Source organism: Butyrivibrio hungatei (assembly GCF_001858005.1).
In the GTDB taxonomy this organism is placed as follows: domain Bacteria; phylum Bacillota; class Clostridia; order Lachnospirales; family Lachnospiraceae; genus Butyrivibrio; species Butyrivibrio hungatei.
Genome location: NZ_CP017831.1, coordinates 2,881,016 through 2,906,357 on the forward strand (window position 1 = coordinate 2,881,016; position 25,342 = coordinate 2,906,357).

Consider the following 25,342-nt stretch of genomic DNA (forward strand, 5'->3'; position numbering starts at 1 on the left):
TTTACTGTTCCTTTACACTTACCTTTAATGTAGTAGTAACCTGTGGGTGTAACTTAACTGGAATCTCATATGTTCCGAATGCCTTTATTGGTTCAGGCATCTGTAATTTCTTTTTGTCGATATCAAATCCGAACTGCTGCTTGGCTGCTGTAACGATTTCCTTGGATGATACTGATCCAAAAACTCTTCCGCCCTCGCCAGCTTTCATTGTAAGCTGTACAGTCTCTTTTGCAATCTTCTCACCATATGCCTTAGCTTCATCAAGCTGCTGCTTGGCTACGATAGAATCTCTCTTTTGCTGATTCTTGAGCTCGTTTAAATTCTTCTGAGTAGCTTCTACGCCAAGGTTCTTTGGAAGAACATAGTTCTTGGCATAACCATCACTTACTTTTACTACTTCGCCTTTTTTACCAAGGCTCTTTACGTCTTCTAATAAAATTACCTGCATCTATTAAAGCTCTCCTTCTTCGATCATCTGATCGATCGTCTTTTTAACAACTTCAACTGCCTCTGCAGCTGACATGCCTTCCATCTGACATCCGGCTGAACTCATATGTCCGCCGCCGCCAAGTCTTTCCATTACGACTTGAACATTGACTTCATCAATGGATCTGGCACTTACATATACCTGATTCTGGTACTCTGTACATACAAAGCTTGCTCTGACACCTTTAATGTTCAAAAGTTCATTGGCAGCCTGAGCTCCTATGATAGTAGGACTCTGTATATCATCATTTATGAGTACTGAAATAGCATATCTGTTTTGGTAAACCTCAGCCTGGCTGACTGCATCAGCTTTAGCCTTGTATTCGTTGGCATCCTCTCTAAAGAGCTTACGTACTCTTGTAACATCAGCACCGTTTCTACGAAGGAATGCAGCTGCCTCAAAGGTTCTGACACCAGTCTTGTTCATAAAGTTCTGTGTATCTACGATCATACCTGAGTAGAGTGAATCTGCCTCTTCATTCTTGATCTTGACGTTCTCACCAATGTACTGAAGGATCTCAGAAACCATCTCACATGCAGATGAAGCATAAGGCTCAACATATGAAAGTGTGGCATTCTCGATAACCTCTGTTCCAGCTCTGTGGTGATCAAGTACCACAATAGTCTTACAGAATCTAAGAAGCTCAGGACATTCTGTGATAGTTGGCTTGTTAACATCAACCACTACCAGAACTGTATTATTACCAGCAATGTCGATTGCCTGCTGGTTGTTAATGATCATATCGTCCTCATATTCCGGATTATTCTTGAACAGTTCAACAAGTGGCTGCATAGAAGTTGTAACGTCATTAAGTACGATATGGCACTTTCTATCCAGAGTTTTGGCAATCCTGTAAATACCAACAGAAGCGCCAAAGCTATCTACATCGCCCAGTCTATGACCCATTACGATAACTGAATCCTTGCCTGAAATGATCTCACGAAGGGCATGAGCCTTAACTCGTGCCTTAACTCGTGTACTCTTTTCAACCTGCTGACTCTTACCACCATAATATGAAATATTCTCAGCGCTCTTAACAACAGCCTGATCTCCGCCTCGTCCAAGAGCTAGATCAATGGCGTTTCTAGCAAATTCATAGTTCTGAGCATAGGAAAGGCCATTAAGTCCAATACCTATACTGAGGGTGACTGCCATCTCATTACCGATATTAACAGTCTTAACATCTTCAAGAAGGTCAAATCTCTGCTCTCTAAGCATCTCGCATGACTTCTTTGGCATTACAACAAAGTACTTATCTTTCTCGATCTTCTTGGCAATACCATTACATCCGGCAATATACTTATTGATCTTTCTATCAATAAGAGCAGTCAAAAGAGATCTTCTTACTTCCTCAACACTATCAAGGGCCTCTTCATAATTATCAAGGTAGATAAGGCCTGCTGCCAGTGACTGGTTATCTACTTCCTGAATAGCAAGCTTAAGTGCAGTCTCATCAAAAAGATATACCGCAATAAGACTGCCCTCATAACCGTCAGCATCGATGATATCGCTGTTATTAGCCATCTCCTGAAGAGATATTCTCTTCATCTTGAGAGTGTAATTATTTTCCTCATAGTCGATCTCATAGGATACTTCATCATATCCTTCCGGGAACTTATCCTGAGTAATACTTGGGAAAAGAGCTGTGATATTCTTCTTAAATCCTTTTTCCTGATGGACTATTCTTTCAAAGGCTATGTTAGACCACACAACCTTGCCGGTATCATCAAGAACTGCATGGGCAAGATCAAGCTCCCTTAAAAGCTTTTTCTGGATCTGTCCATACTGCGTAGCAAAGCTAACAAGCTCATTCATGATGATAGGCCTGTTATAGAAATTCAGATAAACTACAGCCACAAAGTAAAGTGCTGTAAAAGCAAGGAGCACCAAACCAGCTGTGAAGTTCACTGTAAATATTCCTATATTTATGAAGATCAGAAGAACACCTAATATTGTGAATATAGTGAGGTATGTCTTCAGCTTTCCCTTTAATTTAACTCTGGACTTATTTGCCATGAAATCAACCTTCTTTTCATAATTAGACATTTCACTGTATAGTATACCACAGTGCAAAGTCAGTTAGCATTATCTCTTTTTATGATAAATGCAAGAAAGCATCCTGCAGCAATTATCACAAGTCCTCTGTAACAAAGCTCAAGTTTCAATCTATCGCCAGTATTTCTGTCTCTTCCAACTGCTGCGCCCTGGGAGAATTCGTAGGCATCAACCTCTTCAAATTCCTCGCCATCAGGAGGTGTACCCGGTGGAGTTCCGGGAGGAGTGCCTGGTGGCGTTCCTGGTGGTGTTGTTGGTGGTGTTGGTGGTGTATCAGGCGGACTATCTGGTGGACTATCTGGTGGATTATCCGGTGGATTGTCAGGCGGATTATCCGGTGGATTTGGCGGTGTTGGCGGCGTTGGTGGTGTCTCGCCATTTACTATGGTGGCGATTGCCGTTGAACCGTTATATCTCACAGTTGCATTTAATTTGCCGTGTCTTGATGGATCATCATAGGCAACTGTTATTACTACTGTGACCTTTTTGGTTGTATCAATATCCTCAGTTATTGTATATGTATAGGTTCCCGGATAGATAAAAGATATAGCTCCAAATATAACATATCCCTGTCCTCCCGCTGGAGCTGTGGTACTTGATTCAGTAACAGGTGTCGGCATAGGGATCGCAATCTCATTACCCGCAGTATCTTTTACCGGATTTCCTGATGAATCCAGCGCACTTACACCAGTTATGGTAAAGTCATAGGAATCAACTACAAGTGTAGGATCACTTAACTTTTTATATAGCTCTACTTGCACAGACGGTGCTTCATAGTCATAAATACTACCATCCGATGTATCACCAATATATACCGTTACTTCAGGCATACCAAAAGCCTGTTCATCAGTAATAGTTGCCGTGTATTCATGAGGATTTAAAAGATATCCTGTAGGAGCAGTTTTTTCTTTAAGCTTGTAGTTTCCGGCTGGAAGTCCCTTTACTTGAAAAATACCATCAGTACTATCGCTGTCCGGCTTGTATGTATTGTCATCATCTGATGAATTATCATTGATGATATAGGTCTTTCCATCTGGAAATGTCAGTTCCCATGAGCTTCCGGTCAGAGCGTCATAGTTGGCTACGCCTTTCCTCTTTCTCCAGGAAAGAATACCAAACTGCTGGAACGTAACTGTTCCATCGCTTCCAACTCCTCCTCCAGACCAATAGGCGGTATTATTGTAGATTTTAAGGTTTGCACCATTAATTGCCTGGTTCTTATCAGCACTTGAAAAATCATCCCAGCTGCTTGAACCATAGGCTTTTAACGCCAGAGCATAGTCTGTTCCGGATCCTCCCGGTTTAAAGAGCTGGTCTTCTCCATCTGTTTCAAAGGCTGGACTTATGGTTCCAGTTTCAACTTCGAATCCACTCAGGAAATTTCCACCTGTCTGCGAGTTGGCTCCTTTGTAATAGTATCCAGAAGCAGCATTTGTAGGTCTTCCATCATCCTTCCAGTAAGCTTTTGTGTAGCTAAACCACTGAGAAGCAAGTCGGATACTGGATTTTGCTGAACCTGTCGGTTTGTTGGGGTACATAATGGCAAAGTCATCGCCGGCAGCCCCTCCAATATGCTCCTGCTCTGGCTCTGTAGCATCAGAAGCAGGGAACCAGTCTGGATGCACATAACCATCCTGCGAGGAATTAAGGTTTCCATCATGGGATAAATCTGCGTCATTTCCGAATATAGCCGCAAATCCAAGAGTGTTGAAATCACCTATTCCGGATGGGCACAGCCACAGACCTCCTCCAAAGTGTCCCGCGTTATTACCATATACAGCTGTCTTTCCAAAATATGTATTAGAGTTTTCTTCAGAATATATAGCGCCGCCCAGCTTGTAAGCTATATTATCATGAAAAGTGCCTTTGAAGATCTTATTATCCTCACCATGATTTATGAATATTGCTCCACCAAAGCTTCTAATGGCTTTATTATTCATAAATTCCCCGCCAGCAATCACAAGACCGCCATTTGTCCAGATGGCGCCGCCTCCAAAACTCACATGATTGCCAACATCAGTAATCGGTCTAAAGCCTTCTTCATCTATACCATCTGCACTTTCGTTGGATATACCCGCCATATTATTTGAAAATGTTCCTCCAGTAATTGTCAGCTTTCCTGGAAGTGTCTGAGATGGATCAGTAATGTTAAAAACTGTCCATTTGCCAGATAAAATGGCACCGCCATTCTCCGCTTTATTGTATTGGAAGATTCCACCTTTGATCTCTAGTTCAGCGCCGTCATAGACGTGCATAACACCGCCTTCGCCGCCTACGTTATTTTGGAATGTTCCGCTAGTTACTGTAACTTTCGCATTATCTTTTATCTCAATTGGTGAATATTCATAGTTATTGGCGTCTCCAGATTTTGTGCAATCAAAATATTCCACAGTAACACCACTAAAGGTAACCTCTGTACCGCTTCCGCTGATCCTAAATAACCTCGGGGTATCTCCAGTACTATGAGCGCTGTCACCATCTATGTCTCCAGACAAAGTTCCACCCGAAAATGTCAGCTCTTTTCCTGATATAGTTATAATGTCATTGATTAAAAGAGTGCCAGAAATGCTGATGGTATCGCCAGAGCTTGCGTTTGTGATGGCATTTTTTAACGCATCTGTGTCAGTATCCGCATCTCCAGAACCAGTAACGGTTACGGTAGCTGCATAAACGATGACACTTCCCCTATCAAGCCAGAAGCATGACGATATCAATAGAAATATGATAAGTAAAAGGCTTTTTAGCCTACGTTTCTTTTCCCCCATAGCGCCTCGCAATATATATCGTCTAAAACAAAACACAATATCATGTATATATTTTAACGCCATAACGCTATATGTGCAAATATAATGGACCATGGGGACGGGGTTGCAGGGCCATTTTTTCACAAAAATGGCCCTGCAACCCCGTCCCCATGGTCCACATTCGGCTTAGTTATTCTTTTACACCACCAATGGTAAGACCTGTAACGAAGTATCTTTGCAGGAACGGGTATAAACATACGATAGGTAGCATGGTTGCAACTGTAACTGCTGCACGGATAGTGATAGGTGTAATGGTGTTCGCACCATTCTTAGCATTTTCTGCACTACCACTCTGCTGCATTACTGATGAAAGAAGCTTCATAAGCTCGTACTGAAGTGTTGTATATTCAGTCTTCATACGGTTATAGAGCATTGCATCGAACCATGAATTCCACTGCCATACAGCAATGAAAAGAGCTACTGTAGCATATACAGGCTTACTAAGAGGTGAAATGATGTCCTTGAATATTACCCAATATCCTGCACCATCAAGCTGTGCTGATTCCTCCAAGCTCTCTGGAATTCCTTCCATGTAGGTTCTCATAACCAGCATGTTGAATGCACTGATCATTCCAGGAATCCAGTATACATGGAATGTTCCGGTAAGGCCAAGGTTTTTGTACAACAGAAAGACAGGGATCATTCCACCATTTACATACATTGTTATAACCCAAAACAGAGAAAGCTGTGACTTAAACAGGAATCTCTTTCTACTAACCACAAATGCAAGAAGGGCATTTGCAAAAAGAGATGTAACAGTAGCGATCACTGTTCTAAGTACTGTGATCTTAGCGCCAACCCAGATGTTCTGCATTGCAAATACTGTCTGGTAGTTCTTCATAGAGAACTTACGTGGTATTAAATAAATTCCTCCTCTTACAGCATCGATACCATCATTAAATGACAGCGCTACTGTATTAAGAACAGGGTATAGTGTTACTACTACGAAAATAGCCAGGAACAATACGACAAATATCTCGAATATGACGTCGCTGACAGGTTTTCTTACTTTGTATTCATTCTCATTCATCGTCTCGCCCCTCCTTTAGAATAGTCTCTGCTCGCTGTATTTCTTGGCTATGGCGTTGGCTATAACGATGATCGCAATACTTACAGCGCTCTTAAATAATCCTGCAGCTGTACCAAGAGAGTAATCGTTCTGTGAAATACCCCACTTCAGAACGTAAATATCGATTGTCTGTGATACTGACTGTACGAGTCCGTTTCCAAGCAAATACTGAACTTCAAAACCTGCGTTTAATACGTTACCTACATTCATGAGAAGAAGGATCATAAATGTTGGCTTGATGCCTGGGAACGTAATATATTTTATCTTTTGTAATCTGTCTGCGCCATCGATAGAAGCCGCTTCATACAACGAAGGATCGATAGCTGTGATGGCTGCCAGATAGATTATTGCATTCCATCCTGTCTCTTTCCAGCAGTGAGCAAATGCTACGATTGGCCAAAAATATTTAGGATGGGCAAAAAAGTTGATTGCCTGATCAATAATTCCAAATCTCATGAGCAGATCGTTTACAATACCTGTTGATGACAATGATACATGAAGAATACTGGTAACAACGATCCATGAAAGGAAATGTGGAAGATATGATATTGTCTGAATAGGCTTTTTGATCCATGCCTTCCTAACTTCATTTAATATAATTGCAAAAAGAACTGCCATTATGGTTGTAGCAACGAGGTTGATAACACCCATTGCAAAGGTATTTCTGATGACTTTGATAAATACTTCATCTTCAAATAAGAATCTAAACTTATCCAGTCCAACAAATTTGGATCCAAGTAGTCCATTCTTTGGCTTATAATTCTGAAAAGCCATGATCCAGCCAGTCAAAGGCCAGTAGTAGAATATGATACCGTACACAACAACAGCGAGCGATACAACCATCAGAAAGCTCTGGCGCTTCATCTCTTTAAGTGTGGCCTTCATATCCATTTTTTTATGCGTTTTATTGCGGGCCATAAACTCTCTCCTATTGCTCTTTTCTCAAGGAATTTAACTGTTTTTCTTAAGAAAAAGGCAGCAACATTGTCTGTGGCGCAGTTGCTGCCTTTTAATGATCCTACACTAGACTCGAAGGAATCTCGTCAAGCGATTACAAGGAAGTTCGACTCTCGCTATCGCTCGATCGAACTAAGTAGTACACTAGACTCGAAAATACCTCGTCAAGTGATTACTTAAATGTATCAAGAATTTCCTGCATCTCTCCAAGGAAGTCCTCTGGCTTGCATGCATTGTATGCATCCATGTACTCAGCCCATCCCTGCTCGAAGTCCTTAGCCATAACAACCTTAGGAAGCCACTCGTGTTTGCACTCACCCATCTTAGCCCAAGCTACACCACCAGGTGTCTCTGTTGTGAAGTTGTTTGAGTATGAATACATTGGGAACCAAGGTCCGTTTGTCTCTACTACAGAATTGATCATCTGAGGATATGTTGTTACTCCATAAGCATCGAAGCATGCCTTAAGAGGAGCTGCCATATCGATCATGAACTCTGAAGGCTGTTCTTCTGGCTTGTTAGCGTTCTTTCCATCATCAGATGTTCCACCCCACTGTGGGAAGTATGAATACTGGCATCTGTGAGAAGCCTGATAAGAAGTATCTGCCCACTGTAATCTCTGCTCATCTGTACGATAGTATAATCCGTTGTCATCAACCTGGTAATCTACACCTTCAACACCCCAGAATCTGAGATCATGAAGTTCCTGATCCATAGCGCAATCAACGATGAACTTAAATGCCTTTTCAGGATCCTTACAATCCTTTGTGATAGCGATACCAGAAGCCTGGTTTACTGTGTCATCATATGTATGCCATCTGTTTTCCATGCCAGCCTTTGTTGTAAGTCCTAAAGGTACATAGTTGCATCCCTTAGCATCAAGGCCTGTCTGCTTGTATGAATCGTTAACTGTGTTAGCAAAATCCCACCACTGGTCAACCATACCAAGAACACGTCCAGTTGAAAGCTTAGCGATGTACTCATCATATGTCTGTGTAAATGATTCAGGATCTACATAACCCTTGTTGTACTCTTCGTTGAGCTTCTTAAAGTAAGCGATTGTATCCTCTGATGTGTTGTAATCCTTGATTGTCATATCTGTCTTATCAACGATTACAGAACCATCATTTGGATATCCAGCAAGGAACTGTCCTGCGTTCTCAAGACAGAAATATCTCCAGTCTTCGCAAAGGATAGTATATGCAATGTTTTCTGTTCCATCATCCATTGTTGGATTAGCTGCAATGTAGTCTTCAAGAAGCTGGAAGTACTGGTCTAATGTCTCAATCTTAGGATATCCAGCCCACTCAAGAACTCTTACCTGGATCCAGAATGCTTCATCGTTGTGAGTTGTCTGCTTTGATTCGCCCTTTGTGTTTCCGAATGGGTTGATCCAGTAGATATGTCCATCTGGCTGACGGAATTTCTCCCACTCTTCTTCTGTGAACCACGCGTTCTTGAACTCAGGGTACTTATCGATGTAATCATCAAGAGGAACCAGTGCATCTGCGTCGATAAGAAGATTCATTTCGTCTGAGTCGATGAAATCAGGATACTCGCCGCCTGCAATAAGTGTACCTGTAGCCTCTGATGCTGTCTGACCTGTAAGCCATGTCTCTTTTACCTTAACCCCATACTTGTCTGCGATCATCTGAGCGATCTCGTTGTCGTCATTGATCTCTGATCCAGGCATTGTGATGAACATTGTAAACTCAGTTACATCGCCTGATCCTGCATCAGTTGAATCACTGCCAGTCTCTGTTGATGCTGTTGTGTCTCCACCTGATGTTGTGCCTTCTGATGCGTTGCCACAACCAGCGACAACAGATGCCATCATCAAGACACTCAACAATAGTGATGCTGCTTTTTTGAATTTCATTGTAATCCTCCCATTTTTTATTTGCCCCCCATAAAGGGCATACCATCTGTTACTTTTTAGTCTAATACTGACACCTTTTCTTTTCCCCCTACAAAGTCAAAAAGATAACAGGACAAATTCTAGTGATTTGTCCTGTCAATTTATTCTTCTGTCTGACCATTTCCATTTTTTCTGTATTTTGACGGTGTACAGCCCTTAATTGATATAAATTTATTGATAAAATAGTCAGTATCGTGATATCCAACCTCTTCAGCTATGCAGCCTATCTTTTCATCAGTCTTGATAAGCATAGTTGCTGCCTTATTGATCCTGACCATATTTAGATATTCCCTAAATGACATGCCGTATTGCTTACGAAAGAGCTGTCCCAAATAAGAGCTGTTCACATAGTATTTCGCTGCAAAATCCTTAAGTGTTATATTCTGCGCATAATTTACATCAAGCTCTTTTTCTATGTCATGAAGAACCCCCTTGGAAACTGTTCCGCGAAGGCTTGCCAGATAACCCGCATATTCACTGGCAAACTGCTTTAAGTGAAGTATAGTTCCCATTTCTGTGCCACTCATTAAGATATTATCCGAGATGTACATCATGACAACTTCCTGATCTATACTCTTATCTAGCTCTACAGCCAGATGAAGAAGCCTAAACACAAGATAATTCTTGTTGACATCGAGAGCTTTTGGGGAAAGAGTTGTCCCATCTCCCCCAACCTTCATAAAGAGCTCATCGATATTCTTATTGATCATATCCTTGTCATTGTGCTCTATACCTAAAATTATTCCATCAAGCTCATCCTTAAAAAGAGCTGTCGCAGATTCAGTTTTATCCTTTTTCTCATGATCTGTTAATCCGCCGCCATGAGCTGCCACTTTCTTATTCTTTACTTTTTCAATAACCTCTATAAGGCTATCAGCACTTACCGGCTTTAGCAGATAGTCAAGTGCCTCATATTTAATAGCCGTCTGGGCGTACTGAAAGTCATTGTAACCACTTAATATAACAAAATACGCTGAGGATAAACCTTCCTCACGAGCCGTCTGCAATAGCTCAATACCCGTCATTACCGGCATTTTGATATCTGTGATCACAAGATCGATATTCCCCTGCTTTAGATACTCAAAAGCCTCTTCCCCATTGGAAGCCTTGGCAACTATCATACAGTCGTATTTTTCCCAATCAATGAGAACTGATAATCCTTCCAAAATGAACGGTTCATCATCTACCAGCATCACTCTTATCATCGCTTATTTTCAGCCTGTCTGTAGGAACTGTTATGGTGATATAAGTTCCAACGCCTTTCTCACTTTCAAGACTAAAGACAGCCGCATTGTCTGTACTCATGCGAAGTCTTAAACATGCATTCAAAATACCGACATGAGAGCCTTTCTTTACATCTTCAAAAGTGCAATTATTCATCCTGTCATTAAGATACATAACATCTTCATCAAGCATTCCGCTTCCGGTATCCTCTATCTCCATGACAAGTTTATCTTCATTTCTATATACCCTCACATATATGTAGCAGGCCGCAGTCTTTCCTTCCATACCATGCACACAAGAATTCTCAACGAACGTTACCAGTGTTAGCTTTGGCACCCGGAAGTCCTTGCAGTCTTCTCTTAAGCTGATATCAAATTTAAGCTTTTCTCCAAATCGATACTTTTGAAGCTCAAGATATGACTTTATGAAATTTACTTCATCTTCTATCGTAGATCTATCTGTAGACCAGCTTACATTCTGCCTTATGAGGACTGCAAGCTTCTCGATCATGGAAGCGGTCTCTCTTTCACTCTTTATTACACTTCGCATCCTTATGTTTTCAAGCATATTGAACAAGAAATGCGGATTGATCTGGGAATGAAGTGCCGAAAGCTCAGCGTTCTGCCTTGCAAGTTCAATTTCCTGTCGTTCCAGCTTGGCAGTATAATTGGTCCTTATAAGGGTATTCAGTCTCTCGACCATTCGGTTATACCCTCTTATCAAAAGACCTATCTCGTCATCGCCAGGATTTTCCTCATCAATTCCTTTGTTATTATCAATATCTGCTTCATCAAATGCTTTTGAAATTCTATAGAGTCTCACAGCAAAAGATTTGTTGATAAACCAGATCACTATAATAGGTGCCAGGAGGTTAAATATTATGAGCAGTACTATCAAAGAAGCATGATCACTAAACACCTTTTTAAAGCTTGTTCCGTCTCCTGATACGATGATTCTTAAGTTTCTGCCGTATATATCCCACGGTACTTCAAGTCCAATGTTGACATCATCGCCCAAAGTCTCATAATCCACATTGATACTTTTCTGGAGCGGACTTGATAACAATATTCTGTCACCTTCGCACAGATATACGGAATACTCATATGTCATGGCTTTCATCTTGCGCTGAAGTACGCTAAAATCAAGGTCCACGTACACCATCATATCCCTATCGTACCAGGAATAATTGTCCAGCATTCGTATTACTGCCACTTTCTTTTTATTGGATATATTTTTGATAGCATCATCTGGATAATAGAAAAAGACTATTATCGAGTTTTTGGATGCCAAAAGATCTCCCCATTTAATGTACTTAATATCTTTGATGTTACAGAAATTACCACCGTTGACTATCCCCGGATTGTCACTACAGAGAATGATGCTGCTAAGAACAGATTCTTTACCACCATCAAGCGGCTTGATCTTACTATCAATGATCTTCAGTCTTTTTTCAAAGAAATCATACTCTGATTCAAAATCATCATCCAGGAATTTATAGACGTCTTCATCCAGATATATCTTATTGATTGCTGTAACTGCTTCGTCAAAAGAGCTATTGACCAAGTACCTTACTGAGTCTGCCACGCTTCTCATTCGGTACTCCTCTTCTCTTTTCTCATAGTGCTCCAGGAGTCCAAATACAATACTGTCAGTTAATATAAGCGGTATCACCATGCATATCACATAAACTAATATCAGCTTATTTCTGATACTTAAGCCATTGAGCAATCCATAAATATAGTCAGTAATCTTTTTAGAATGCATATTTTAGTCCCCTATGCCTTGCCAGGCATTACTTTTGCCATACTCCCCATTTACAGCAACTATTTTAACACACAAAAAAAGACACTTTCTAGAATTTCTTCTAAAAAGTGTCCTATTTATTATCTTTATAGGATAACTGAATTACTCAGCTACGTATGGCATAAGTGCCAGATGTCTTGCTCTCTTGATAGCTGATGTAAGCTCTCTCTGGTGCTTAGCGCAGTTTCCTGTGATTCTTCTAGGAAGAATCTTGCCGCTCTCAGAAACGAACTTCTTAAGCTTAGCTGTATCCTTATAATCGATTACATTATCCTTGCCACAGAATACGCAAACTTTCTTTCTTCTGTGCATTCCGCCCTTTCTCCTTACAGGAGCATCGGACTTCTCAGACTTTGTGAAAGCCATGTTATTTTACCTCCTAATTAATTGAAAGGAAGCTCCTCGTCAATTCCGTCTGGAATGTTCATGAAGCCATCCCCTGCTGCAGAAGGTGCAGGCTCATTTGATGGAGCAGATCCACCAAAGCTTCCGCCGTTACCAGCAGATGAATTCTTGGATTCTGCAAACTCCTGATCCTCTGCAACTACGTCAGTTGTGTATACTTTAACGCCATCCTTGTTGGTATAGCTACCAGTCTGGATACGTCCTGTTACGATAACCTTAGTGCCCTTCTTGAGATACTTCTCAGCAAACTCGCCTGATTTACCGAAAGCTACGATTCCAATGAAATCTGCTGTCTGTCCATCCTGCTGATTGCTTCTGTTAACTCTTCTGTCAACTGCAAGAGTGTATCTTGCGATTGCCATTGAATTCTCTCCCTGTGAATATCTTACTTCAGGGTCTCTTGTTAAACGTCCACATAGTATAACTTTATTCATATTTTTCGTCCTCTTCTATTTAAGCCTCGTTCTTAACGCATAAATATCTGATGACGCCGTCCATGATTCTCATGCGAGCTTCGATCTCTGCTGGTGCAGTTGGCTCACCGTCGAACTGGATGAAATAGTAGAAGCCTTCTGTCATTTTCTCGATCTCATAAGCGAGCTTCTTCTTTCCCCAATCATCGACATTAGTAATCTGACCACCATGCTTCTCGATAGTCTTCTTAACTTTCTCGATGACTGCTGTTCTGGCATCGTCTTCGATCTTTGCACTAACAACAACGGCTAATTCGTATTTGTTCATGCTTTGTTACCTCCTTTTGGTCTCTGGCTACCCGTATCAGTCAGGCAGCAAGGAATTTATCACAGAATGGTATGTTATCATATCCACGTGATAATTGCAAGCTTTTTATCGTATCCCCTTAACACTTTTTTCCAAGTTTTTTCTAGGAATCATGATCTGGTGCCCGCAGCCTGTACATTTGAGTCTAAAGTCGGCTCCAACGCGCAAAACCTCCCATTCAAAGCTTCCGCAAGGATGTTGTTTTTTTAATTTAACTATATTTCCTACTTGAATATCCATTCTTTATAATGTTATTCCTTGTAACTTTGCTACTTCGGTAAATACTTTCCCGATTTTTTCTTTAATTATAAGAGTGTTCTCAGCTCTTTTAACAGGAATATCACTCTCATTGATTATTACGAGGTACCTGCCTCTAAAATAGTTGATAAATGAAGCTGCAGGGTAAACTGTAAGTGACGTACCACCAATTATGAGCATATCTGCCTTAGAAATAGCATCTATTGCCCCACTGACCTGATCTTCTGGAAGCCCCTCTTCGTATAGAGTGATATCTGGTCTGATGGTTCCACCGCATGAGCACTTTGGAATCGGCTCATCAGATTCAAAAATATAATCGTCAGGATATTCTTTGCCGCAGCTCATACAATAGTTCCTGAGCGCGCTTCCATGGATCTCATATACGACCTTGCTTCCAGCCTTCTGATGGAGTCCATCGATGTTCTGAGTTACTATCCCCTTTAGCTTTCCAGTCTCTTCCAGCGCTGCAAGATACTTGTGAGCATTGTTTGGTTCAATATCACGAGTGTCCATCTTCTGTCTATGGAACTCATAATAAACCTTTGGTTCATAAATAAGACAGCTATGACTCAAAAGATATTCCGGCTGATATTTGTCAAATCTGATATCGTGCTGATTGTACAGTCCATCTTTGCTTCTAAAATCAGGAATACCACTCTCTGTAGAAACGCCTGCTCCGCCAAAGAATACAACGTTTTTTGAATCATCCATCCATTCTATGAATTTTTTAACTTCTTCCTCCATAAGTCCCCCTTTCCGTCAAAACTTCTTTTCCTATTATAATACATTCAAGAGAACTTCTGTATACAGAAAGTGCCGCCCGGTTTCCCAAGCGGCACTTTTGCATCTAAAAGATTATTTATTACTGAAGTCTTGTTGAAAGACCATCATTAAGGAGCTGCTGTCTCTCATCAATGATCTCCTGGTATCCTGCATCAAGATACTTCTGTGAAAGCTCATCGTAAAGAGCATCAAACTCTTCTGGCTTGCACATTACAAGCTGATCACGATACTCTGGGTAGAGCTCTTCCTTAAGTGTGTTACCATACTCTGTTACAGACTCAAGAGCTGCACCAAACATACAGTCAACATTGCACTTACCAGCATTGTAGATAGCCATCTGTCCGTTGTAGTTAGCAAGGATCTGATCGTAGAAGTCCTGAGGAAGTCCCTGAGGATTGATTGCTGCGATATCGTCTTCGATGTTTCCAAGAACCTTGATAGCTGTTACAACCATCCAATAGTCAACGTTGTTGTTGTGACCCTGCTGCTCTTCAAGACCTGACTGATCACCAACTGCAACTGGCTTACCGTTTTCGTAGTTGAAGTTCTTACCTTCGATACCCCACTGCATTGTGAAGAGGTTTTCTGGCTGAGCCATCCACTCAAGGTACATCATACCAGCTTTAACTTCATCTTCTGTAGCGTTGTTTGCGAAACCGATCATAGCACCGATGTTACCGCCTGGACGATATGCATTGCTGTTGCCCCATGTCTCATCCTGAATGAACTCTGATGGGCAAACTGCAACTGCAAGCTTAGCATCTGGCTCGTTCTCATAAAGAGAATTAAGTACGTTCATTGTTGATGAAACATAACCTGACCACTGGAATGCCTTACCATTGATGAAGTCAGCTTCTACATCTGACTGAGCTCTTAAGTAGTACTCAGGGTTGATGTAACCATCATTGTAAAGCTCGTTCTGCCATTTAAGGAATCTCTTCTGAGCCTCTGTTGAAAGAGCAGGAATCTGATAGTCACCTGTTGTAGCCCATGTTACTTCATCCTGTGGATAATCTCTGTAGCTGTAGTTCTGGTCTACACCAGCACCTGAAACCTTTGATCCTGAAAGAGGATACTCATGTCCGTTCTCTACAAGCTTAGCATAAAGCTCAAGGAGCTCTGAGTCCTTTGTAGGAAGCTCTGTGTATCCAGCCTCTTCAAGCCAGTCCTGTCTGTACCATGTGCAGTATGTGTAAGTTGAAGCACCATATGGTCTGTTACCAACTACAAGATAGTTGTCACCCTGCATCTGGATGTAGTTTGTAAGTCCGTTATCTACCATGTTCTGGAAGTATGTAGGAGCAATTGTCTTGAACTGATCAACATCGTATGGCTGTAAATATCCATCAGATACCCATGTTGCAAGCTTGTCATAGTCATATTCCATACAAAGAGTAGGAAGCTCACCTGTTGAAGCAAGCATTGCATAGTCAGTCATAACGTCTGAACGAGTGATTCCTACATATTCAACATTGATGTTGTACTTGTCACCGAAGTTCTCCTGAACCCACTTTGTCCAGTAGTTGTTCTCTACGTCAGAGCATCCATTGCCGTTATCACCTCTGTCGTATACAGCTACTCTAAGAGTTACCGGGTCTGAGAATGGCTCCCATCCATCAATACCAGCTGTTACATCAGAAGTCTCCTCTGAAGTAGTAGCTTCTGCCTCAGCCTCAGTTTCCTGAGTTTCAGTGTTGTCTTCTGTTGTAGCAGGTGCATTGTTCTGTCCACACGCTGCTATTCCCATTACCATGCTTGCGCTAAGTAATGCAGCTAAAACCTTCTTTTTCATCGTAATCCTCCTTTTACATATAAGAAAATATCTGAACCTCGATTTGAGGTTTCATTCATAATGACGTTCTGCTCTCGCTTCGCTCGCCAGAACACGTTCGCACTAAACTCGCTTTCAGCTCGTTAAGTGCTCTCAGCCTTTTACTGCTCCTACCATTGTTCCCTGAACAAAATACTTCTGAAGGAATGGATAAATGATAATGATAGGAATTGTTACGAACATGATACATGCAGCCTGAAGTACTTCTGGTGTTGACTGTGTTACTCCACCTGTATCTGCAAGTGACGCTGTCTGAGCCTCTGTAGCAGATGCAACTAACTGATAAAGCTTGTACTGCATCATCTTAAGGTCGGCAGATCTTGTATAGTACATGTTGTCCGCATAAGAATTCCAACGTCCTACTGCGTAGAACAGTGAAAGTGTAGCCAAAATAGGTTTTGAAAGTGGAAGAACTATTTTCCAAAGGATCTGGAAATTTGTTGCTCCATCAAGGAATGCTGACTCTTCCAAACTATCTGGAATAGTTGATGCAAAATAGTTCTTCATGATGAGCATGTTATATGGTGAATAAATAAGTGGTAATATCAAAACCCAAAATGTATCAAGGATATGCAGCTGGTAATACAAAATGTATGAAGGAATGATTCCGGCTGTAAAATACATAGGTACCATAAGTAGGAATGTAAGTACTGGGCGGCCTTTAAGTCTCTTTTTGGAAAGAGGGTAAGCTGCGCATGTACAAACGATCATTCCAAGGACTGTAAACAAAAGTGTGATCCATACTGAGAAGATCATTGAGTGACTCATTGTTGGATCTGCAAGTACTCTTTTGAATGCATCAAGTGTAATATCTTTTGGCCAGAAATATACTGACTGTGACATTACTGCTGTATTTCCTGATATTGATTTTGCTGCAACATGGATAAATGGAAGTACACATGTAGCGCAAAGAAGTATGATGACCAGCATCATGATCGCGTCGCTGATCTTAAATCCTATAACTGCATGAGCTCCGCCAGCTGAATAGCTTTCTTCGCTCTTTGCTTTATTATTTCTAAGCATTTGTAACAACCTCCTATAGCAAGCCATCATCGCCAAGCTTCTTGGCTATCCTGTCAGATAAAAGAACTAATATAACGCCTATAGCTGACTGGAACAAACCAACTGCTGTGGCCTGACTGAACTTATTATTCTCAAGACCTTTATTGAAGATGTAGATTGCCAGCTGATACTGGAACTCTTTTACCTGAGTATTTCCAAGAGCTGTAAGTCTCTCAAGGTTACTACCCATTACTCGGCCAAGGTTCATAATAAGAAGTGTTACGATAGTACTTCTGATACCCGGAAGTGTGATGTGGACCATTCTCTGCCAGCGGTTGGCTCCATCGATCATAGCTGCTTCATACTGCTCACCGCTGATTCCGGTGATAGCTGCCAGATAGAGGATTGTTCCCCATCCCATACCCTGCCATACTCCGATGAGAAGGTACGTTACTGCCCAGTGCCATTTTTCATTAAGAAATGGTATTCCACTGTCTATGATTCCTGCATTCATGAGTGCTACGTTTACAAGTCCACTAGAAGGCTTGAACATTGTAAGTGCTACGCTACCGATGATCGCCCATGAAAGGAAATGTGGAAGATATAAAATCGTCTGAGAAACCTTTTTAAACTTTTGATATCTAAGCTCGTTAAGTATAAGTGCCAAAATAATTGGCATAGGGAAACCAACTAAAAGATCAAGTATATTAAATACAATTGAATTTCTAAGGGCTCTTGTGAAATCAGCATCTTTAAAGATCTTTCTGAATGTTCCAAGGCCTACCCATTTACTTCCTGAAAATCCTTTAGCAGGCTTATAATCCATGAATGCCATTCGAAGTCCTGGATAAGCACCGTAGCTAAATATGATCACCAAAGCAAGTGGAATAAGCAAAAGAAGATATAGTTGCCAATCGCGCTTTAGACTGTTTTTCCAAGAAGAGCGCGAGATACTCCCCTTATTTTTTGTCTGAACATTACTCATAATATTGCTCCTCCCCTTTGATAAAACAATCCTAAAATAATTTAGTATGCGCATCTAATCACTTAGTTAAAAAAGCTTTGCAATATCAACCATTTATTTGCTTTTTTATAGTTCGATATGTCTCTTATATATAAAACGAGATACTTACTTTTGTGCACATTGTACAAATGGTGTTGTTCTAAATACCGTCAGTTTATTTTAGGCAAATAAAAAAGAGTGGTTACCCACTCTTTTTTCTCATATTCACTTATTTTTGTGGTTCTGTCAGGTTCTGAGCCTGCATCCAGCCGGTATATTCAAGAATTGAAGACTTATCAACCTTGGCCATTCTGTGTCTCCATTCACTAGGTTGCGTGCCCATGATCTCTGAGAAATGCCGGTTGTAGCTTGATACCGATCTAAAGCCTACTCTCTCGGATATTGTAAGGATTGACTCTTCCGTTGTCCTAAGCAATATGCATGACTGTAAGATCCTAGTGGTATTGAGATAGCTAAGCGGACTAGTGTTCATGATCTCTCCAAACACCCTTCTAAAATGAGTCTGGCTCAGGTGGCACATGTCTGCCAGGTCCTCTATAGGAAAATTGAACATGTAATTTTCCTTGATATAGTCAAGCGCCGGCGCAATAACAATGGCATTTTCATGGGGTTCTTTGTCATCTTTATTCTTGTCATTTGTGGCATTATATATTCTCATGAGCTTCATGAAAAGTGCCAGAAGAAGGCCTTTCACAGACAACTGGTAGTTCATTTCCTTCTTTTCAAGTTCTTCCATAATGGTTCTGATGAGGAAGTATATCTCCGGATATTCCTTCCTATTTATTATGATCTGGGAGTTCTGCATCATATCTTCAAAGACATTTGCATATGGTGAAGCCCCTCCAAAGTCCCCTTTTAGCATTTCATCAGGCTGCAAAAAAATGTAAGACCAAAGACTTGCCTGTCCTTTAGTGCTATAGGTTGTATGAGGAACATTTCGAGATATAAAGGTCATATCCCCTTCCTTAAATGGTACAGGATCATTATCAAATTCAATCATTCCGCTGTCACTGTGACAGATCCCAATCTCAAGACAATTATGGAAATGAAGTTTTCCAGACTTTACATCGGAAATATGCCATCTGTCTCCAGTCAAAAGAAGAATTGGAAAATTGAGCGGAAGCTCATAGTTACGGTATTCTATGACAGTTTTCTTGGGCTTTGACATAAATTTATCCTTTATAAAAAAATTTAGTATTTCGTCCATTAACTTCGATGACTTATTTTAACTCAAATAGTTGAAATTGCATAGTTTTTTCATCTACTTGAATAGACTTTTCAACCATCAACTAATATAATTTGCTCAAAATACTATGTTTTTGCAGAAAAGGAAGTATTATGGCAAATCTTATTTATGACAAAAAAGAAATCGAAAACGCAATTGATTCCATCGTAAAGAGAACCATGCGTATGGATCTTACCTGGGATTGGCCAGGAGGCGTTGCTTATTATGGTGTATGCGAGGCTTATCTTGCTACAGGTAAAAAGGAATATATTGAACTCTTAAAAGAAAGAGTTGATGAATATATAGAGCTTGGTCTTCCATCATGGACAGTCAACACTTGTGCCATGGGACACGCTATGCTCACATTATATGAATATACAAATGATGAAAAGTATCTTGATATTGCAAAAAGCAAGATTGACTACCTTGAGAACGAAGCTCTTCGTTTTGGTGACAATGTTCTTCAGCACACTGTTTCAGTTAACAATGATTTTCCTGAACAATGCTGGGCAGACACACTTTTCATGGCAGCATTTTTCCTTTTAAGAGCCGGAGTTCTTTTAAAGGATGAAAAGCTCATTGACGATGCATTAAACCAGTATTACTGGCATATCAAATATCTCCAGGATCCTGCTTCAGGTCTTTTCTATCATGGATACAACAACATTACAAAAGACCACATGTCTGGCTTCTATTGGGGAAGAGCCAACGCATGGGCTGCATACACAATGTCTGAGGTAGGACGCATTCTTCCTGAATGTTACTTATATCCAAAGTTCCTTGATATTGTTGGTTCTTTAAATGAGCAGCTTGCTTCTATCAAGCTTTTACAGACAGAAAACGGATTATTCAGAACTATTCTCGATGATCCAGATTCTTATGAAGAAGTTTCCGCTTCTTGCGGTATTGCTGCTGCAATGATCAACAAGGGCAATCCTCTTCACATCAAATATATCAACAAAGCTACTGTTGGCATTCTTGATAACATTACTGAAGATGGCCGTGTTCTCAACGTTTCAGGCGGAACAGCAGTCATGAAAGACAGAGATGGTTACAGAAACATTTCCAGAGAGTGGATTCAGGGCTGGGGCCAGGGACTTGCACTTGCTTATCTTTCTGGAGTACTTAATTATGACAAAGTTCGTAGTGATGGCGCACTATAATCAATCAACTACTTGGGGGTTTAATAAATTATGAGTTTAGATTCAAAGCATTCCAAAGGAGGATTCACTCTTCCTGGTGAATCAGGTTACGAAAAGCTCACTTTGGAGCTTGCTGACAAATGGGGAGCTGACGTTATCAGAGATAGTGACGGAACAGTTCTCTCAGATGAGATCTTGGATTCAGGTTATGGCATTTATTCAACAATCTGTATCATAAGAGACCACAATGAATGGGCCAATGCAAATAAGGACAAGCTTCAGCAGTCTTTTCTTATGACACAGCCTAAAGTAGCTGATGATTCATACGTTATCTTTCATCTTATTGATGACTTTTTTGATCAGCAGTTCGTGGTAAACGATAGCAAAGAGTCAATGAAGTACTGGCAGGTCTTTGACCGCACTACAGGTCAGGAGATCAGCAATAACTTTTGGACTTATGAAAAAGAAGCTGGAAATGTCATTGTTAACAACGTAATACCTTATCACAGCTATACTGTAAGCTTCCTTGCTTACAGAATATGGGAAGAAATTTCCATGTACAACCACACCACAAATAACTGGGATAAAGAGCATTTGATGCCTATCGATCCTGTTTATCCTGAGACTCAGGAGTACATGCTCTCCTGGCTTAAAAACTGGTGTGAAACACATCCTGCAACTACAGTTGTACGTTTCACTTCAATGTTTTACAACTTTGTTTGGATCTGGGGAAGCAGCGAAAGAAACAGAAATCTTTTTACAGACTGGGGTTCATATGATTTCACAGTAAGTCCAAAGATGCTTGATAACTTTGCTGAGCGTTATGGTTACAAACTTACTGCTGAAGATTTCATTAACAAGGGTGCACTTCATGTAACTCATCAGCCACCTGTTAAGACTCAGCTCGATTACATGGATTTCGTAAATTCTTTCGTAGTTGAATTTGGTCGTAAGCTTGTAGACATGGTTCATGAGTATGGCAAAAAAGCTTATGTATTCTACGATGACAGCTGGGTTGGTGTAGAGCCTTACAGCAAGAGATTTAAGGACTTTAATTTTGACGGACTTATCAAATGCGTATTCTCCGGCTACGAAGTAAGACTATGTGCTGGCGCTGATATCGAAACCCACGAACTTAGATTACATCCATATCTTTTCCCTGTTGGCCTTGGTGGACTTCCAACCTTCGCTCCTGGCGGAGATCCAACTAGAGATGCAAAAGAATATTGGAATCATACTAGAAGAGCTCTTTTAAGAGCAAAGATCGACAGGATTGGTCTTGGAGGATACCTTCACCTTGTTGAAAACTATCCAGACTTTGTTGATTACATTGCAAAGATTTCTGATGAGTTCAGAACAATAAGAGATCTTCATACAAATGGTTCACCTTATACATTAGATGTTAACGTTGCTGTTCTTCACAGTTGGGGAAGTTTAAGAAGCTGGACACTTAGCGGACATTTCCATGAAACTTTCATGAATGATCTGATCCATATCAACGAAGCTCTTTCCGGACTTCCTGTTAATGTGTCATTTATCAGCTTTGAAGATGTAAAGACTACTGATCTATCAAAATATCAGGTGATCATCAATGCTGGTGCACAGGGCACTGCATGGAGCGGTGGAGATAATTGGAAAGACGATTCCATAGTAGCAGTTCTTACTAAATGGGTATACGATGGTGGAACATTTATCGGTGTTAACGAACCTTCTGCTGTTGACGGCTATAATACAACCTTTAGAATGGCTCCTGTACTTGGCGTAGACAAGAACACTTCACCTTATGTATGTCATGGAAAATGGGCATTTGATAAAACAGAAGTTGAAGGACTTATTCCTGAAGGAAGCTTCGTTCCAGAAAGATGCCATGTTCATTTAACTGATGGAAATGCTAAAGTACTTGCTGAAAAAGACGGAAATCCTCTTTTCACAGTTAACCACATCGGTAAGGGAAAAGGCATATACTTATCCACATTTGAAACTAATGTTTTAAACAACAGACTCCTTTTAAACATACTTATGTATGCTGCTAATATGCCATTAGCTCAGAAATACATAACTGATAACTCAAATATGGAATGTGCATTCTACCCTGCAGACAAGAGACTTATTGTAATCAATAACTCAGATGCTGTGCAGAGCACAACAGTAAAGACGGAATTTGGTGATAAGAAGTTTGAGAACGTAGCACCATTCGATACAGTTATAATTCAGCTATAATATTCTTAGCTGTTCCTTTTCATAGTGTGTGTGTAAAAAAAGACGGTGAATGATCACCGTCTTTTTTATATCAGAATCCTGCTTTTTTAAGAAGATCTCCAAGTGATGTTGTAGCTTCTCCATCACTCTCAAACTCTATCTTTTCTTCTGTTATCTCAGTTGCAGCAATTTCTTCCAATGCTTTCATACTAAGGCTCAACTTGCCATCTTTGATAGCAGTAACCTTTACTTTTACCTTCTGGCCAACCTTTAACACTGAAGAAGGATGTGCAATTCTCTGGTTACAGATCTGAGAAATGTGGACAAGACCTGTCATTCCATTTCCAAGGTTTACAAATGCTCCATAATTTTGAAGGCTTTCTACAACACCCTCTGTTACAAGTCCTACTTCAACATTTGATATCATCTCTGCTCTCTTGGCATCTGCCTGTTCTTTCAGGAATTCTCTTCCAGAAAGTACGAGCTTTCTATTCTCTTCATCTGCAGTAATTACCTTAATTTTCAATGTCTTACCAACAAATGAATCAAGATCACTTTCTTCTACATAATTAAGGTCAAGCTTTGAAGCAGGAATAAAACCTCTGATTCCCTCAAGGAAAGCAACACATCCGCTTTTTACAGCCTCTGATATCTTAACATCTACATACTCCCCGGAGTTCATAAGTTCTTTTAACTTATCCCATGCAACTATCTGATTGGCTTCCTTCTTAGATAAAAGAATGTTTCCATACCCATCATCTGTACTTACTACTGTTGCAGAAATCTCATCCCCAACATGAATATCTCTGTGTATACTGAACTTTGGATCATCACTCAAATCCTCAGCTCTGATGATACCCTGGGTGTAATACTTAAGATCAAGTACTACTTCAGTATCTTTTACATCAATAACTGTTCCCTCGAGTATGTCACCCTCTTTGATCTTACGAAAAGATCTGTCGATCTCATCTTTAAAGTCATTCATTGTTTCTTCTGCCATGATATCCTCCCCAAGTATTTTTTTAGTCTAGGTCATTCCACTTAGCTACTTTATTATCAAGATCAGTAATATCTTCCTCATAGCCAAGTTCATGAATATAGCCATTTAAAATAGGCAATAACTCATCCCTATTATAAACCTTAATACCCTCTTTGTCGCAAGCTTCAATAAATCTTGCATCAAGATCAGTATCACTGCCATCAGAATATAGTACATAGTATTTATCTGATCCACATTCAAGAACAGAAACATATGACCAATTGCCATCCGCATACATTTCAGCAAATATAGCAAAAGCCCTGTGATCATCTCCCATGTATTCTGCTTCACTTGCTACTGCCATTGTTTCATTGAAAAGATCTACTATCTGTCCATCTTTATCAACAATATAAGTTTTATTTATCAAAAGGTTTCCGCTACTACGTCCAAGTGGTTGAGACTTATAAGAAAGAAGCCCTCCCTGACCAACATATCCATATGTATACTCATCGCACATTGTATCCTTGTATGAAACCAAATGTACTTCTCCATCCTTTACAGCAAAGAACAAAAGACAGTTATTCTCATCTCTATAATTTGGATTATCTGGGACAAGAACCGCTAATATTGGGCTCTTTTTATCTTGATAAAAGAATGTATATGAGAGTTTCATTTCATCTCCCCATCCGCTCTTGCTGATGCTAGTCTTTATTTCTTCCAATGATATTTCATCACCTACTTTATAATCAAAGTAGTGCTCGCCATCGTAGGAATCAACTGATATCTCTACATCAGACACTGCGGAAGCGGTCTTTCCATCTACTCCAAGAAAGTTATATAACAGATCTACAGCTGGTACTTCTTTATCTTCTTCTACTTCACTTACTTCTTCAGTGGCTTCAGATGTTATAGCTTCTAGTGAAGTTTCTTCAGTACTTGACTGTCTTCCAGTTATCTCCTTATCGATTTCTTTTGCTTCGTTGCTACCACAACCTACTAACATCAGGCTGGCAGCTAAGATCATTGCAAGTCTTCTTTTCATCACACTCTCCTTAATTGTTGAATATATAAAAAAAATCTGTAAGCCATATGCTTACAGATTTTATAGAGGTGACAGGCGGATTTGAACCGCCGCTCAAGGTGTTGCAGACCTATGCCTTACCGCTTGGCTATGTCACCATATTAAAATGACTCCGACGAGAATCGAACTCGTGTTACCGCCGTGAAAGGGCGATGTCTTGACCGCTTGACCACGGAGCCGTATCAGACCGTAGTAACAGTCTTTTTTAGCTCCCCCTGTCGGACTCGAACCAACGACACTTCGGTTAACAGCCGAATGCTCTACCGACTGAGCTAAGGAGGATTATTAAAGATACTATATATACAAAATGCCATGC

The 25,342-nt window shown here is 40.4% G+C and carries 21 protein-coding genes and 3 tRNA genes; 2 read left to right on the forward strand and 22 right to left on the reverse strand.

From position 1 onward, the window contains the following. Nucleotide 1: 1 nt before the first annotated feature. The 17 genes from rplI to bhn_RS13395 all read right to left on the reverse strand — a co-directional run bounded on the left by rplI (nucleotide 2) and on the right by bhn_RS13395 (nucleotide 19,568). Nucleotides 2–448 carry a 50S ribosomal protein L9 gene (rplI, locus tag bhn_RS13320; protein WP_071177152.1) on the reverse strand — a complete coding sequence of 149 codons (447 nt, stop codon included), beginning with the start codon at nucleotides 446–448 and terminating at the stop codon, nucleotides 2–4. Nucleotides 449–451: 3 nt separating this feature from the next. Further along, nucleotides 452–2,533: a DHH family phosphoesterase gene (locus tag bhn_RS13325; RefSeq protein ID WP_236845932.1), complete on the reverse strand. Its 2,082-nt coding sequence runs from the start codon at nucleotides 2,531–2,533 to the stop codon at nucleotides 452–454. Nucleotides 2,534–2,562: 29 nt separating this feature from the next. Then, complete coding sequence (locus tag bhn_RS13330) at nucleotides 2,563–5,307, reverse strand: SpaA isopeptide-forming pilin-related protein (protein ID WP_071177154.1); 2,745 nt, start codon at nucleotides 5,305–5,307, stop codon at nucleotides 2,563–2,565. 169 nt (nucleotides 5,308–5,476) lie between these two features. Further along, on the reverse strand, nucleotides 5,477–6,376 hold the full coding sequence (locus tag bhn_RS13335; protein WP_071177155.1) for a carbohydrate ABC transporter permease: 900 nt from the start codon (nucleotides 6,374–6,376) through the stop codon (nucleotides 5,477–5,479). 15 nt (nucleotides 6,377–6,391) lie between these two features. Next, nucleotides 6,392–7,306, reverse strand: coding sequence for an ABC transporter permease (locus tag bhn_RS13340; RefSeq protein WP_236845933.1), 915 nt, complete (start codon nucleotides 7,304–7,306; stop codon nucleotides 6,392–6,394). Between the two features lie 238 nt (nucleotides 7,307–7,544). After that, the gene (locus bhn_RS13345) at nucleotides 7,545–9,251 is read right to left on the reverse strand and encodes a type 2 periplasmic-binding domain-containing protein (protein ID WP_071177157.1); all 1,707 of its coding nucleotides are present in this window, start codon (nucleotides 9,249–9,251) and stop codon (nucleotides 7,545–7,547) included. Nucleotides 9,252–9,391: 140 nt separating this feature from the next. Then, on the reverse strand, nucleotides 9,392–10,495 hold the full coding sequence (locus tag bhn_RS13350; protein WP_071177158.1) for a response regulator transcription factor: 1,104 nt from the start codon (nucleotides 10,493–10,495) through the stop codon (nucleotides 9,392–9,394). Then, the gene (locus bhn_RS13355; RefSeq protein WP_071177159.1) at nucleotides 10,470–12,278 is read right to left on the reverse strand and encodes a sensor histidine kinase; all 1,809 of its coding nucleotides are present in this window, start codon (nucleotides 12,276–12,278) and stop codon (nucleotides 10,470–10,472) included. Before bhn_RS13355 ends, bhn_RS13350 begins: the two co-directional genes overlap by 26 nt. Before the next feature lie 141 nt (nucleotides 12,279–12,419). Continuing rightward, nucleotides 12,420–12,683, reverse strand: a complete 264-nt coding sequence (gene rpsR / locus bhn_RS13360) for a 30S ribosomal protein S18 (RefSeq protein WP_071177160.1) — start codon at nucleotides 12,681–12,683, stop codon at nucleotides 12,420–12,422. Between the two features lie 17 nt (nucleotides 12,684–12,700). Further along, nucleotides 12,701–13,156, reverse strand: a complete 456-nt coding sequence (locus bhn_RS13365) for a single-stranded DNA-binding protein (protein WP_071177161.1) — start codon at nucleotides 13,154–13,156, stop codon at nucleotides 12,701–12,703. 19 nt (nucleotides 13,157–13,175) lie between these two features. Beyond that, a complete protein-coding gene (gene rpsF, locus bhn_RS13370; RefSeq protein ID WP_022775257.1) occupies nucleotides 13,176–13,463 on the reverse strand; it encodes a 30S ribosomal protein S6 in 288 nt (95 codons plus the stop codon). Nucleotides 13,464–13,568: 105 nt separating this feature from the next. Next, complete coding sequence (locus bhn_RS15495; RefSeq protein WP_072704666.1) at nucleotides 13,569–13,742, reverse strand: DUF951 domain-containing protein; 174 nt, start codon at nucleotides 13,740–13,742, stop codon at nucleotides 13,569–13,571. Between the two features lie 3 nt (nucleotides 13,743–13,745). Next, a complete protein-coding gene (locus tag bhn_RS13375; protein ID WP_071177162.1) occupies nucleotides 13,746–14,504 on the reverse strand; it encodes an NAD-dependent protein deacylase in 759 nt (252 codons plus the stop codon). 118 nt (nucleotides 14,505–14,622) lie between these two features. Then, nucleotides 14,623–16,335, reverse strand: coding sequence for an extracellular solute-binding protein (locus bhn_RS13380; protein ID WP_071177163.1), 1,713 nt, complete (start codon nucleotides 16,333–16,335; stop codon nucleotides 14,623–14,625). A 132-nt stretch (nucleotides 16,336–16,467) separates the two neighbouring features. Next, nucleotides 16,468–17,397, reverse strand: a complete 930-nt coding sequence (locus bhn_RS13385) for a carbohydrate ABC transporter permease (RefSeq protein WP_083386001.1) — start codon at nucleotides 17,395–17,397, stop codon at nucleotides 16,468–16,470. Between the two features lie 13 nt (nucleotides 17,398–17,410). Beyond that, complete coding sequence (locus bhn_RS13390) at nucleotides 17,411–18,361, reverse strand: ABC transporter permease (protein ID WP_071177164.1); 951 nt, start codon at nucleotides 18,359–18,361, stop codon at nucleotides 17,411–17,413. Nucleotides 18,362–18,608: 247 nt separating this feature from the next. Beyond that, nucleotides 18,609–19,568, reverse strand: a complete 960-nt coding sequence (locus bhn_RS13395; RefSeq protein WP_071177165.1) for a helix-turn-helix domain-containing protein — start codon at nucleotides 19,566–19,568, stop codon at nucleotides 18,609–18,611. Between the two features lie 170 nt (nucleotides 19,569–19,738). Between bhn_RS13395 and bhn_RS13400 the strand changes: the two genes are divergently transcribed. Both bhn_RS13400 and gnpA read left to right on the forward strand, forming a co-directional pair. Beyond that, nucleotides 19,739–20,788: a glycoside hydrolase family 88/105 protein gene (locus bhn_RS13400; RefSeq protein WP_071177166.1), complete on the forward strand. Its 1,050-nt coding sequence runs from the start codon at nucleotides 19,739–19,741 to the stop codon at nucleotides 20,786–20,788. A gap of 30 nt (nucleotides 20,789–20,818) precedes the next feature. Continuing rightward, a complete protein-coding gene (gene gnpA / locus bhn_RS13405) occupies nucleotides 20,819–22,987 on the forward strand; it encodes a 1,3-beta-galactosyl-N-acetylhexosamine phosphorylase (RefSeq protein ID WP_071177167.1) in 2,169 nt (722 codons plus the stop codon). A gap of 70 nt (nucleotides 22,988–23,057) precedes the next feature. On the opposite strand, the gene bhn_RS13410 is transcribed toward gnpA, so the two are convergent. The 5 genes from bhn_RS13410 to bhn_RS13430 all read right to left on the reverse strand — a co-directional run bounded on the left by bhn_RS13410 (nucleotide 23,058) and on the right by bhn_RS13430 (nucleotide 25,308). Next, on the reverse strand, nucleotides 23,058–23,966 hold the full coding sequence (locus bhn_RS13410) for a S1 RNA-binding domain-containing protein (protein ID WP_071177168.1): 909 nt from the start codon (nucleotides 23,964–23,966) through the stop codon (nucleotides 23,058–23,060). A 22-nt stretch (nucleotides 23,967–23,988) separates the two neighbouring features. Beyond that, nucleotides 23,989–24,987, reverse strand: coding sequence for a hypothetical protein (locus tag bhn_RS13415; protein ID WP_071177169.1), 999 nt, complete (start codon nucleotides 24,985–24,987; stop codon nucleotides 23,989–23,991). Nucleotides 24,988–25,053: 66 nt separating this feature from the next. Further along, nucleotides 25,054–25,124 (reverse strand) — tRNA-Cys (locus tag bhn_RS13420). Between the two features lie 9 nt (nucleotides 25,125–25,133). Continuing rightward, a tRNA-Glu gene (locus bhn_RS13425) sits at nucleotides 25,134–25,205 on the reverse strand. Nucleotides 25,206–25,235: 30 nt separating this feature from the next. Further along, nucleotides 25,236–25,308: transfer RNA gene (locus bhn_RS13430), tRNA-Asn, on the reverse strand. Nucleotides 25,309–25,342 lie beyond the last annotated feature (34 nt).

What these genes read in the sequence shown, in the direction of transcription:
- rpsR (WP_071177160.1), bottom strand. Translation starts at nt 12,683, where the DNA reads ATGGCTTTCACAAAGTCTGAGAAGTCCGATGCTCCTGTAAGGAGAAAG.
- bhn_RS13340 (WP_236845933.1), bottom strand. Translation starts at nt 7,306, where the DNA reads ATGGATATGAAGGCCACACTTAAAGAGATGAAGCGCCAGAGCTTTCTG.
- rplI (WP_071177152.1), bottom strand. Translation starts at nt 448, where the DNA reads ATGCAGGTAATTTTATTAGAAGACGTAAAGAGCCTTGGTAAAAAAGGC.
- bhn_RS13325 (WP_236845932.1), bottom strand. Translation starts at nt 2,533, where the DNA reads ATGTCTAATTATGAAAAGAAGGTTGATTTCATGGCAAATAAGTCCAGA.
- bhn_RS13395 (WP_071177165.1), bottom strand. Translation starts at nt 19,568, where the DNA reads ATGTCAAAGCCCAAGAAAACTGTCATAGAATACCGTAACTATGAGCTT.
- bhn_RS13345 (WP_071177157.1), bottom strand. Translation starts at nt 9,251, where the DNA reads ATGAAATTCAAAAAAGCAGCATCACTATTGTTGAGTGTCTTGATGATG.
- bhn_RS13410 (WP_071177168.1), bottom strand. Translation starts at nt 23,966, where the DNA reads ATGGCAGAAGAAACAATGAATGACTTTAAAGATGAGATCGACAGATCT.
- bhn_RS13365 (WP_071177161.1), bottom strand. Translation starts at nt 13,156, where the DNA reads ATGAATAAAGTTATACTATGTGGACGTTTAACAAGAGACCCTGAAGTA.
- bhn_RS13380 (WP_071177163.1), bottom strand. Translation starts at nt 16,335, where the DNA reads ATGAAAAAGAAGGTTTTAGCTGCATTACTTAGCGCAAGCATGGTAATG.
- bhn_RS13375 (WP_071177162.1), bottom strand. Translation starts at nt 14,504, where the DNA reads ATGGAGGAAGAAGTTAAAAAATTCATAGAATGGATGGATGATTCAAAA.
- bhn_RS13350 (WP_071177158.1), bottom strand. Translation starts at nt 10,495, where the DNA reads ATGATAAGAGTGATGCTGGTAGATGATGAACCGTTCATTTTGGAAGGA.
- bhn_RS13385 (WP_083386001.1), bottom strand. Translation starts at nt 17,397, where the DNA reads ATGCTTAGAAATAATAAAGCAAAGAGCGAAGAAAGCTATTCAGCTGGC.
- bhn_RS13415 (WP_071177169.1), bottom strand. Translation starts at nt 24,987, where the DNA reads ATGAAAAGAAGACTTGCAATGATCTTAGCTGCCAGCCTGATGTTAGTA.
- gnpA (WP_071177167.1), top strand. Translation starts at nt 20,819, where the DNA reads ATGAGTTTAGATTCAAAGCATTCCAAAGGAGGATTCACTCTTCCTGGT.
- bhn_RS13390 (WP_071177164.1), bottom strand. Translation starts at nt 18,361, where the DNA reads ATGAGTAATGTTCAGACAAAAAATAAGGGGAGTATCTCGCGCTCTTCT.
- bhn_RS13355 (WP_071177159.1), bottom strand. Translation starts at nt 12,278, where the DNA reads ATGCATTCTAAAAAGATTACTGACTATATTTATGGATTGCTCAATGGC.
- bhn_RS13335 (WP_071177155.1), bottom strand. Translation starts at nt 6,376, where the DNA reads ATGAATGAGAATGAATACAAAGTAAGAAAACCTGTCAGCGACGTCATA.
- bhn_RS13400 (WP_071177166.1), top strand. Translation starts at nt 19,739, where the DNA reads ATGGCAAATCTTATTTATGACAAAAAAGAAATCGAAAACGCAATTGAT.
- rpsF (WP_022775257.1), bottom strand. Translation starts at nt 13,463, where the DNA reads ATGAACAAATACGAATTAGCCGTTGTTGTTAGTGCAAAGATCGAAGAC.
- bhn_RS15495 (WP_072704666.1), bottom strand. Translation starts at nt 13,742, where the DNA reads ATGGATATTCAAGTAGGAAATATAGTTAAATTAAAAAAACAACATCCT.
- bhn_RS13330 (WP_071177154.1), bottom strand. Translation starts at nt 5,307, where the DNA reads ATGGGGGAAAAGAAACGTAGGCTAAAAAGCCTTTTACTTATCATATTT.